The following is a 10,549-nucleotide window of genomic DNA, read 5'->3' as shown; positions in this document are numbered from 1 at the left end:
TAATTTTAATAACTTACATATAATTTTTCACAGGCTTGTACATATTCACTATATTGTGCCCTAACTGGCTATGTTAGCTTCTGCGCCATCTTTTAATAGTAGTATTTTGCTGAAAAATTTGAAAAAATCAGCCACACGCTATCTGTTGAATTTACTGTCATAACACCTAGAGTTGAATCGTTCATTATGTCCTTAAATTCTGGCCTCAGCATTGCACCTTTACATCCAAAGGAAAAGGAGCGCCTTGAAGCGCTTGCGGCTTATGAATTGTTTGGCACCCAGCCTGAGCACCAGTTTGATGAAATTGTCAGTCTGGTTGCCCAGATTTGTGGTTCAAGCTCGGCATTGCTGTCACTGGTTGGTGAAGATTTACTGTGGTTCAAGTCACGCTACAACTATGCGGCCGAATCCGGGCCAAGGGATGGCTCATTTTGCAGCCATGCCATTATGCATGATGATGTCATGATTGTTGAAGATGCCAGTCTGGATGAACGTTTTAACCAGAATCCACTGGTGACCTGCCCCAGTACCCATGTGCGTTTTTATGCCGGTGCGCCCCTGCTAACAGAAGATGGCCTGCCACTGGGTGTGATTTGTGCCATTGATGACCAGCCCAAAACCATGACCCCGTTACAGGTGCAAACGTTAAAGGTATTGGCCAATCAGGTGGTGGCGCAAATGAACCTGCATCGCTCTGTGGCCAGAATGCAGGCGATTAACCAGAACAAGGACAAGTTTTTCGCCATTATTGCGCATGACCTGAAAGCTGCCTTTCATGGCATTCTGGGCTTTTCCGAAGTGCTGGATACCGATTTTGATGAGCTGGAAGATAAAACCAAGCGCGAAATCGCCAGCTATTTGAATGAATCATCGCATACTACTTACAAGCTGCTGGAAAACCTGCTGGAATGGGCCAGACTGGAAAATGGCGCAATGCCCTACCGGCCAAAACAGCTACAGCTAGATAGTTTGGTTGAGGAAACAGTAGCGGGACTGCAATTTAGTGCAGCACAGAAAAATATTCATATTGAAATACAGCTACAACCGGAAATCTGGGTGCATGGCGACCGTCATATGCTGCATTCACTGATCCATAACCTGATTGGCAATGCCATTAAGTTTACCCCTGAATATGGCACAATCCGGATTTATGATGAAACCCAGCAGGATAAGGTGATCATTTCCGTTGAGGACAATGGCATGGGCATGACACCGGAACAGGTACAGCGCCTGTTTAAGGGCGACCATAACCAGAGTACCAAGGGTACGCATGGTGAAAAAGGCACCGGGCTTGGGCTGCTCTTGTGCCAGCAGTTTGTTCAGCAGCATCATGGCTTGCTTGAGGTTAAATCCAGTGTAGGACGTGGCTCAACTTTCAGCTTTAGCATTCCGTTGAGCGCCAAGGTATTGTCCTAAGCAGGTCATTAATATCAGTTGCAGTAAAAAAGCTATGCATTAAGCAAAACCCGCACTTTAAGTTGCGGGTTTTGCTTATATAAATTTAATTCAAATTAATGATTACACCAGATTAAAAGGTTAGCTGGTTGTAATACTGAATAATATCCAGTGTCTGGGCGCTGGCTGTGGCGGCCTGCACCTGATCCGCTGTCATGCCAATTTGTAGCTCGGCATTATTAACCTGCAAATCCAGATGCAAATCACCGGCTTGACCGTAGGCAGCATTCCATTCCAGCACGGCATCATCCAGATCCTTAACCACCGCAGAAAAATTGGCTGAGCCTGCATCAGCAATGGCGCTCTGAATATCATTCACTGCCATGCTTACATCACTGGCCAATACCTGCCATGCCGCCAGTACCGATTGCAGGCTATCCTGTACGACTGAGGTCTGGTTGGCCATTTCAGTATAGTTTTGCGCCAGAATCTGCAAGGTCGCTACATCTTGCGTTAAACCCGTTACCTGCTGCTGGTCTGCTTCAAGCTGGGCCTTATCGCCTACCAGCTTGATGGAATCCAGTGCAATAAATACGCTGGCTACGGCAACCGCAGGTCCCATTACCAGCCAGGTTAGTGCCCCAAATGGCCAGGCCGCAATAGTTGCCACCGTACCCAGTGTAAGGGCGACCCCATCAACAATGGCCAAGGCAACAATGGAAGCAGTCAGTGACTTGATTTCAGCTTGCAGGTTGGCAATATCCTGTTTAAGGGTATCAATTTTTTGCTGGTCGGCATTGGCATCAGTAGCAGACTTGTCGGCAATGGCCTGAAGCTGCACCGCCATATCTGGCAGCACGTCCTTAAATTGTTGCAGGCTGCTGACTGCACCCGAGATAAACGCAGTCACCAGATTAAGCTGGCTGGTCAGGGCTTTTAGATCATTTTGCAGAATCTGCAAGGCCATACTATCGCCCGGATTGCTGACCAGCGTATTGGCCTGTGACTGTGCATCACTTAATAGCTGAGTCACAATAGAGTTATAATTTTGTACTTCGTCAGGCACATCCAGCAGACGCGCCATCACATTATTAACCCAGTTCAGGGCATCCTGATTGGCCTTGGTGTAAGCATCGACAAAGTCCTGCCAGTCCGGTGGAATCTGGTTTAGGGTAGGCAAGCTTGACGTTAATACACTGGTAACCCAGGTATTCACCACAATCACATTTTCCTTGTAGGTATTCTGCGCTTCAGCCAATGAACCGCTAGTTTTACTTATTGCTTGTGCCAGTAGCATTTTCTTCTCCTTGGATAGGCTGTTTTGTTTAACCTCATAATCTGCACAGCCCTGACAGTTTATGATTATTAATGCATGGATTATCTAAAATTTAAAATGAATGTATAGCTACCCTTAATATAAAGAATATATTATTAAGCCAATATAGAATAATCTTGCTTAATATCCGCAAGAATAAAATATCAACCGAGATTCAGGAATGGGTATAGACTTAGCAATAAACCAGTAAATTTGTTAATATCATGTAGTTACCTTTAATTATTTCATTGTTTTACTGTTTAGGATCATTATTGGTATAGCCAAATATTAATCTGACCCATAATGATCGATATAATCTTATTCTCAACGTGGCATTTGCGACGCAATACAACCATAGTATTTTTAAATTCAAGCTGTCAACAAAAATTAGGTAAAAAATATATGATAAAATATTTCAAAAATTAAAATTATATTATAATGGCAACAAAATTCTTTTATCAGTTATTACCTTGCCCTCAACCGACGGGACAAACCGAATGATCATAGGTTAAGGCGGTAGAGTGCGTTGCAAGTATAATTTGTAAGAGAACTAATCTAGGAATGCAGACTATTTGATGAGATCTGCATTCCTTTCCTTTTAAATTAGTGAGGCATTTGTTAACTTAAAATGCGTCCTGCACATCAGACCACCATGGATAAAATGGTGGCATCTGGGAAGCTTTTTGCGTGAAGTCAGGCGTACGCTTTTCCAGAAAGGACTGCACGCCTTCCTTGCCATCCCCTACACTGGTATAGAACATGGCAAGGGAATCCACCTGATGAGCCACCAGTGGATGCGGCGCAGCGCTATTGCGGTAGAGCATTTGGCGGGCCAGTGCTAAAGCAACCGGTGAGCGGCCTTCAACAAACTTGTGTGCCAGCTTTTTGGCTTCATCCAGCAGTTGATCGGCAGGATAAACCTGCTTGACCAATCGGCCTTCCTTGGCAGTCTGGGCATCAAAAATATCAGCACTGTATACCCACTCCAGCGCTTGCTGGATACCAACAATACGTGGCAAAAACCAGCTGGAACAGGCTTCAGGTACAATACCCAGCTTGCCAAATACAAAGCCAATTTTGGCTTTTTCGCTGGCCAGACGAATATCCATGGCCAGTGTCATGGTGGCGCCAATTCCAACTGCTGCACCATTAATGGCCCCAATCACTGGTTTTTTGCATTCAAAGATCGATAGCACTACCCGGCCACCAGTATCACACACTCCATTTTTAATTTCATCGTCATCGCGGCGTGACTGCATGTCCTGCATGGAAGGTTTCAGGGTTTCATTCAGGCCAAAGACATTGCCTTCCTTGGACAAGTCCATGCCTGCGCAAAAAGCCCGGCCCTCACCCGTTACAATAATGGCCCGGATGTCATCGTCTTCACTGGCTTTTTCAAAAAAATCCACCAGTTCATTAGCCATTTCCACAGTAAAGGCATTCATCTGCTCTGGCCGGTTTAGCGACAGCACCACAACCCCGGCTTCATCACGTTCGGTTTTAAGGGTTTGGTAGGTATAACTTGCCATATTCAGCACACTCCATAATGACGAGAAAATGGTGGCATGCCGATTTTGCGCATCCACACAACGTTTTGAATCCATTTTTTATCGCCTAGGTTTTATAATAAAAAACGCCCAAATAAGCAAACCTGCCCAGCAAACTCAGGTATGATGAAGGCCAAGTCTTTTATTTATTATATTGTTATCACACCATGACTTTATTATTTGTTGAAGATGACAGCATGATTGGGGAATCAACCTGCGTGCTGTTAAAACAGGCTGGTTTTAATGTGCACTGGGCCAAGACTGGCACACAGGCATTACAGCTGTTTGACAACCATGACTATGAATTTGTACTGCTGGATCTGGGCCTGCCCGGCCTTGATGGTACACAGGTTTTGCAGCGCATCCGCAAGGTAAGCGACCTGCCGATCCTGATTTTGACCGCGCGCGACAATGTGGAAGACCGGGTGTCTGGTCTGGAACAGGGTGCAGACGATTATCTGGTCAAGCCGTATCATATTGATGAATTGCTGGCACGAATCCGGGCCTTGCTACGCCGGGCTAAAGGGGCTACCCAGACTGAATACATGCTGGGCGATATCAAGATTATTCCAGCAGCACATGCAGTGTATAAAAATGACCAGTTGATTGAAGTATCTGCCAAGGAATGGTCAATTATTGAAACGCTGGCCGCCACCCCCAACTGCATTTTTTCCCGTGAACAGCTAGAGCAAAAAATTTCTGAAAAACAGGATATTTTGCAAAGTAATACCATTGAAGTGCATATTCACAATATCCGGCAAAAGTTGGGCAAAAACTTTATCAAGACCATTCGTGGGCTAGGTTATAAAATTGGCAACCTTGAGCAATGAGACTTTGTACGACGTCAAGCGGGTTTCAGGTAGTGAAATGACAGGGTTTCAGGTTACAGGATAGGCAAGCCATGGGAAAAGTGCATTTATTCTCACTGGTAAACCGCATCCTGCTGTTGTTTGCAGCACTGGTACTGGTGCTGTTTTTAATTATTTTTATTTTTGCCTATACCACCACCAAGTCTGAATACGAACAAAAAGTCTATTACAAGATTGAACGGGTGGGTATTTTACTGGAACGGGAACTGCGCGGCGCCAATGTGCAGTCCTATCAGCGCCGCTATAAAATTGGTGAAGTCACCACCATCATCCGCATCGAACAGAAAAACTGCCGCCAGCCAGCCACGCCTGTTATTGCAGCAGCCTGTAATCAGGTATCGGGTTTTATTGCCGAGGAACTCAAAAACGACCACATTGATACTTATTACCTGAATACCAGTAATAATTCCGTCATTCAGGTAAGCGTACTGCACAGCCATATTAATGCTTATGTCTTAAAGCTCACCAGCCAGATTTTACTGCCGTACCTGATTATTTCACCACTGGCAATTATTGCGCTGTTTATTTTCCTGCTCAATAGCCTAAAGCCACTGCGCACGCTGGAACAGGAAATCCAGAAACGGGAACCCAATTATTTTGAGCCACTGACGACCAGTCCATCGTCTACCGAGCTCAGTTCACTGGTTAATACCTTAAACCAGATGTTTGAGCGTGCGTACCAGTTTCAGCTTCAGCAGCAGCAATTTATTGCCAATGCTGCGCATGAACTCCGCACCCCGCTTACGGCACTCAACCTGCATTTACAAATCCTTAAAAACCAGCTTGCCAGCGGTGGAGAAATGCAGCCACCTGAACAGCAAATGTTTAGCGAGCTGGAACAACGCCTACAACGCCTACAACTGCTGGTCAACCAGATGATGTCACTGGCCCATCAGGAAAAAATGAACCACGAACCGGGCAAGCAGCCCGTAGAGTTGTCGGCACTGGTGAAAACCTGCATTGAGCAACTCTATCCTAGTCTCGAAAAAAAACAGCTCAACCTGTATATCACTGATTTTGAGAAAAGCTGGATTGTTGCACGTCCTGACCAGCTTAATTCGATTGTCATGAATATTCTGGACAATGCCATTAAATACACGCCCAAGGGCGGCCTGATCAGCATTAGCCTGAAAGACCACAACAGCCAGACCACACTGATTATTGAAGACAGCGGCCCCGGTATTGATGAAAGCGAATACCAGAACGTGTTCCAGCGCTTTTATCGTTTAAATAATGCACAGGATATTATTGGCAGTGGGCTTGGGCTGGCCATTGTGCATCAGGCGGTGCAACAGTTACATGGCTCGATTGAACTGTCACGTTCGATGCTGGGTGGTCTGGCTGTTATTTTGACGTTTAAAAGCGCTGCAAATACACCTCGTGTTGCCACCAATACCCCTGAATCACACTAAGTTAAAGGGATAATGCTGCCTTGTAATATTTAAAATGCTGTCTAGTTTCAACCATTTTTATAAAATAACCCTTTAGCATATTTTAAATGTTACATTCTCATTGTTTCATTTATTTGCTCCATGACAGCAGTTCTGTAAGAATTAAACTGGTTTTAAGATTTTTAATTAGGTGAAAACCAGTAGTCGTCTCCATTCAGCTTTAATTTATCCAAATTTTTTATTAAAAAACTGCCACATAAATTACTCAAAATTCTGAGTTAACTAAAATTTAATATCAGCAACAATAAAAGCTCACAGCACAATAATTTGTTTACTGTAGCGAGGTAAGTTATGACCCCTACTTCCATCGGCCACCCAGTATTACCCCGTATCATCGGGGTTATTTTATTGCTCAGTGGCCTAGCACTGGTTTATGGTGGCATTAAGCTGCTAATGCTGGGCGGCTCCTGGTATTACCTGCCCGCAGGCCTTGCCGTAACTATTGCCGGCCTGCTGCTACTGTGGCGAAAAGCTTCGGCGCTGGGGCTATATGGCCTGTTTTTAATGGTCAGTACTCTCTGGGCCTGGACAGAAATCGGACTGGACTGGTGGCAACTGGTGCCGCGTCTGGCTCTCTGGTTTGGCCTTGGCTTGCTGCTGATTTTACCGTGGTTCCGCAAGCCCTTGCTGACACCACATACACCCGCTGTCCATACTGTATTGCTGGGTATTGGCTTGTTAATGGCAGGTGGATCAGCACTGGTTAGCCAGTTTGTGGATCAGGATAAATACTCCTTAAAAGGCACACTGGATCGCACTAGCACTGGCATGACCAGCACAGCACCTGCCCAGCCGGATGGTGACTGGCAATCCTATGGCCGTACAGCCTTTGGTGACCGTTATTCGCCACTGGCACAGATTACACCAGACAATGTGCATAAGCTGGAAGTTGCGTGGAAATATCGCACTGGCGATGTACCGGGGGAAAATGACCCGCATGAAACCACTGCTGAAAACACCCCTTTAAAAGTCAATGGCAAACTGTATGTGTGTACCCCGCACAGCAAGGTTATTGCGCTTGACCCCGATACTGGCAAGGAATTGTGGCGTTTTGACCCGCAACTGAGTACCCAGCGTGCCGGGACTTTTAAAAACTGGGCCCACATGACTTGCCGTGGGGTGTCTTACCATGATGATGCCATGTATGCCCAGCAAGATAGTAATACCAACACGCCTGCTGGTGCGACGCCAGTAGTTTCAAACACTACCACTAGCACAGCCGCAAATACCGATAATTCTTTACCAGTTGCCACCAGCGCTGATCCACTGGTAACGACTGTAACGCCTGCACCTACCACTGCCACCAATACGGCAAAGACCACCTGTAGCAAGCGGATTTTTGTGCCAACTGCGGACACCCGCCTGATTGCCATTAATGCCGATACTGGCCAGATGTGCCGTGAATTTGGCAATAATGGCAGCGTAGACCTAACTGCCAACATGGGCAGCTTTACACCTGGCGGTTACTACTCAACTTCACCACCAGCCGTTACCCGTAATCTGGTCATCATTGGCGGGCATGTCACCGACAACCTGTCTACCGATGAGCCTTCCGGGGTAATCCGTGCTTATGATGTGCATGATGGTCATCTGGTGTGGAACTGGGATAGTGGCAACCCAACCCAGACCGCCCCGATTGCTGCGGATGGCATTTATACCCGTAACTCACCCAACATGTGGTCGATTACGGCTGTTGATGAAAAAAATGGCCTGCTTTACCTGCCTATGGGTAACCAGATGCCAGACCAGTGGGGTGGCAACCGTACCAAGGCGTCTGAAACCTACAGTGCCGGTGTGACTGCGCTGGATATTGCCACCGGACAAGTGCGCTGGACCTTCCAGATGACCCATCACGACCTGTGGGATATGGACGTGGGTGGCCAGCCGACCCTCATTGATATTAAAACCGCACAAGGCGTGCAACTGGCCTTGATGGCTTCTACCAAGCAAGGCAGCATTTATGTACTTAATCGCCTGACTGGCAAGCCCATTTATCCGGTTCGGGAAACACCTGTACCACAGGGCAGGGAAAAAGCAGTGCTGACTAGCGGTGAATACTACTCGCCTACCCAGCCGATTTCTGCCATTAACTTTGTGCCCAAAATGTCAGAAAAAGACATGTGGGGCGGCACGCCATTTGACCAGCTAATTTGCCGGATTCAATATCGTTCCATGAATTACGAAGGCATTTATACGCCGCCGTCATTACGTGGCTCACTGGTATATCCGGGTAACTTTGGTGTATTTGACTGGGGCGGTATTTCAGTTGATCCGGTACGCCAGATTGCTTTTGTGAACCCTAACTTTATGGCCTTTAAATCCAAACTAGTGCCACGTGAAGCAGTAGCCAGCGGTGCAGCACGCAAAAGTGAAGTTGAAGGCGTACAACCTAACAAAGGCGCACCTTTTGGCGTAATTCTTGAACCGTTTATTTCACCCACGGGCCTGCCCTGTCAGGCACCTGCTTGGGGTTATATTGCCGCCATTGACCTAACCACTGGCAAAAAAATCTGGATGCATAAGAATGGGACAGTGCGTGATAACTCACCATTGCCACTATTCTTTAAAATGGGTGTCCCCAGTCTGGGTGGTACAATTACCACGGCTGGCGGTATCGGCTTTTTAAGTGGTACGCTAGACCAGTACCTGCGGGCCTATGACATGAAAAACGGCAAGGAATTGTGGCGTGGCCGCTTGCCTGCCGGAGCACAAACCACGCCCATGACCTATGCCGGTAAGGATGGCCAGCAATATGTCCTGGTTATGGCAGGTGGACATGGTTCATTGGGCACCCGTAAAGGAGACTATGTATATGCCTATAAGCTGCTCAAAACATAAACAGGTATTTCGCTAATTTTAAGGTTACTCCAACGCCTGTCTTACACCTTGTAAGGCAGGCTTTTTTTATGTTAATAACAATAGTCACTTTAGCTGATTGCTCTTACAATGTTGCTAAAAAACAAGCGCATAACTCACCAGACAGCGCATTCATGGCTGGGTTATAGTCAATCAAAGTTCTGGAAAAAATATTATGCAGCGCCAACCTCTCACCAAGCAGCAAGCTATAGAACTGGAGCGTCAACTGGCCAGCTATGCCAATATTCTGGATAGTCTGGTACGCATTCCATTTACCCGGCAAGGCATTGGTGCTGATGCCGCGTTAGGTACTATTCCGGTAGTGGGCGATCTGGCAGGTTTAGGTTTGGCATCCTTTGCAATTTTTAAGGCATGGCAGGCTGGTGTACCCATTCATAAGCTAATGCCTGCGGTGCGCCTGGCCCTGCTGGATGTTACTGTTGGTTTTGTTCCTGTGGTGGGTGATGTAATGGACGTTTTTATTCGCCCCAGTCGCAAAGCGCTGGGCATTGTACATACACATTTGCGTGAGGTACACGGCCTGCATAATGATGATCATATGGTGCATCCTTTTCTGCATCGTAAGCTGGAACAACGGCAGCAAAGCTCAACCCTATGGCGTAACCCAGTGATTAGCTGGTTATGGCTGCACATACCCGATTTTCTGGGCATTGTTATTCTGGTCTGGTTTGGCTTTACGCTTTATGTCCTGCTTCGCTGGCTAGGTGGCCTATTTTAAGCTATTTGCTTAAAAGCTGTGCATTTGAAAGACTTTTCTGCTTAAAAATAATTGTTTTTTTAAACAACACCCTGTATTCTTTGCAACCACTGGAAGCGTGGCAGAGTGGTTGAATGCACCGGTCTTGAAAACCGGCGACCCGAAAGGGTTCGTGAGTTCGAATCTCACCGCTTCCGCCAGATTGTTAAAAAAGCCCATGAATTTCATGGGCTTTTTTATTTTATAAATTAATATTTATACAGTAATGTGAAATCTAGCAACCTAAACAAATAATCATTAGTAATAAGAATCCACGCTTCATTAATTATTTCTAAACAGATTGGTGGCGACAAGTTACGGCGCACAAAGCTTTTTTTTTAGTCAAAATCAACTAAAAT

Annotated in this window: 7 protein-coding genes and 1 tRNA gene; 6 read left to right on the top strand and 2 right to left on the bottom strand. The window is 46.2% G+C overall.

The window, feature by feature from the left end; translation table 11 throughout:
* Window positions 1-186 precede the first annotated feature (186 nt).
* Window positions 187-1,416: a GAF domain-containing sensor histidine kinase gene (locus tag BKE30_RS08140; RefSeq protein WP_076878109.1), complete on the top strand. Its 1,230-nt coding sequence runs from the start codon at window positions 187-189 to the stop codon at window positions 1,414-1,416.
* Between the two features lie 112 nt (window positions 1,417-1,528).
* On the opposite strand, the gene BKE30_RS08135 is transcribed toward BKE30_RS08140, so the two are convergent.
* Both BKE30_RS08135 and BKE30_RS08130 read right to left on the bottom strand, forming a co-directional pair.
* A complete protein-coding gene (locus tag BKE30_RS08135) occupies window positions 1,529-2,692 on the bottom strand; it encodes an enterotoxin (HBL) (RefSeq protein ID WP_076878108.1) in 1,164 nt (387 codons plus the stop codon).
* Window positions 2,693-3,333: 641 nt separating this feature from the next.
* Window positions 3,334-4,314, bottom strand: coding sequence for a crotonase/enoyl-CoA hydratase family protein (locus tag BKE30_RS08130; protein WP_198938059.1), 981 nt, complete (start codon window positions 4,312-4,314; stop codon window positions 3,334-3,336).
* A 110-nt stretch (window positions 4,315-4,424) separates the two neighbouring features.
* Here BKE30_RS08130 and BKE30_RS08125 point away from each other — a divergent pair, with 110 nt between their 5' ends.
* The 5 genes from BKE30_RS08125 (at window position 4,425) to BKE30_RS08105 (ending at window position 10,351) form a co-directional block, all read left to right on the top strand.
* Complete coding sequence (locus BKE30_RS08125; protein WP_076878107.1) at window positions 4,425-5,087, top strand: response regulator; 663 nt, start codon at window positions 4,425-4,427, stop codon at window positions 5,085-5,087.
* Between the two features lie 71 nt (window positions 5,088-5,158).
* A complete protein-coding gene (locus BKE30_RS08120; protein WP_076878106.1) occupies window positions 5,159-6,538 on the top strand; it encodes a sensor histidine kinase in 1,380 nt (459 codons plus the stop codon).
* Window positions 6,539-6,868: 330 nt separating this feature from the next.
* Entirely contained in the window at window positions 6,869-9,415 is a 2,547-nt protein-coding gene (locus BKE30_RS08115; protein WP_076878105.1) for a glucose/quinate/shikimate family membrane-bound PQQ-dependent dehydrogenase, read from the top strand.
* Window positions 9,416-9,605: 190 nt separating this feature from the next.
* Window positions 9,606-10,172 (top strand): DUF4112 domain-containing protein, encoded by a 567-nt coding sequence (locus BKE30_RS08110; RefSeq protein WP_076878104.1) that lies wholly within the window; start codon window positions 9,606-9,608, stop codon window positions 10,170-10,172.
* 91 nt (window positions 10,173-10,263) lie between these two features.
* A tRNA-Ser gene (locus BKE30_RS08105) sits at window positions 10,264-10,351 on the top strand.
* The last annotated feature ends 198 nt before the right edge of the window (window positions 10,352-10,549 follow it).

Source organism: Alkanindiges hydrocarboniclasticus (assembly GCF_001982605.1).
In the GTDB taxonomy this organism is placed as follows: domain Bacteria; phylum Pseudomonadota; class Gammaproteobacteria; order Pseudomonadales; family Moraxellaceae; genus Alkanindiges; species Alkanindiges hydrocarboniclasticus.
This window is presented reverse-complemented; position numbering and strand designations above follow the sequence as displayed.

Bases quoted from the DNA above. Each gene is read 5' to 3' on its own strand.
- BKE30_RS08140 (WP_076878109.1), top strand. From the start codon at position 187: ATGTCCTTAAATTCTGGCCTCAGCATTGCACCTTTACATCCAAAGGAA.
- BKE30_RS08135 (WP_076878108.1), bottom strand. From the start codon at position 2,692: ATGCTACTGGCACAAGCAATAAGTAAAACTAGCGGTTCATTGGCTGAA.
- BKE30_RS08130 (WP_198938059.1), bottom strand. From the start codon at position 4,314: ATGGATTCAAAACGTTGTGTGGATGCGCAAAATCGGCATGCCACCATT.
- BKE30_RS08125 (WP_076878107.1), top strand. From the start codon at position 4,425: ATGACTTTATTATTTGTTGAAGATGACAGCATGATTGGGGAATCAACC.
- BKE30_RS08120 (WP_076878106.1), top strand. From the start codon at position 5,159: ATGGGAAAAGTGCATTTATTCTCACTGGTAAACCGCATCCTGCTGTTG.
- BKE30_RS08115 (WP_076878105.1), top strand. From the start codon at position 6,869: ATGACCCCTACTTCCATCGGCCACCCAGTATTACCCCGTATCATCGGG.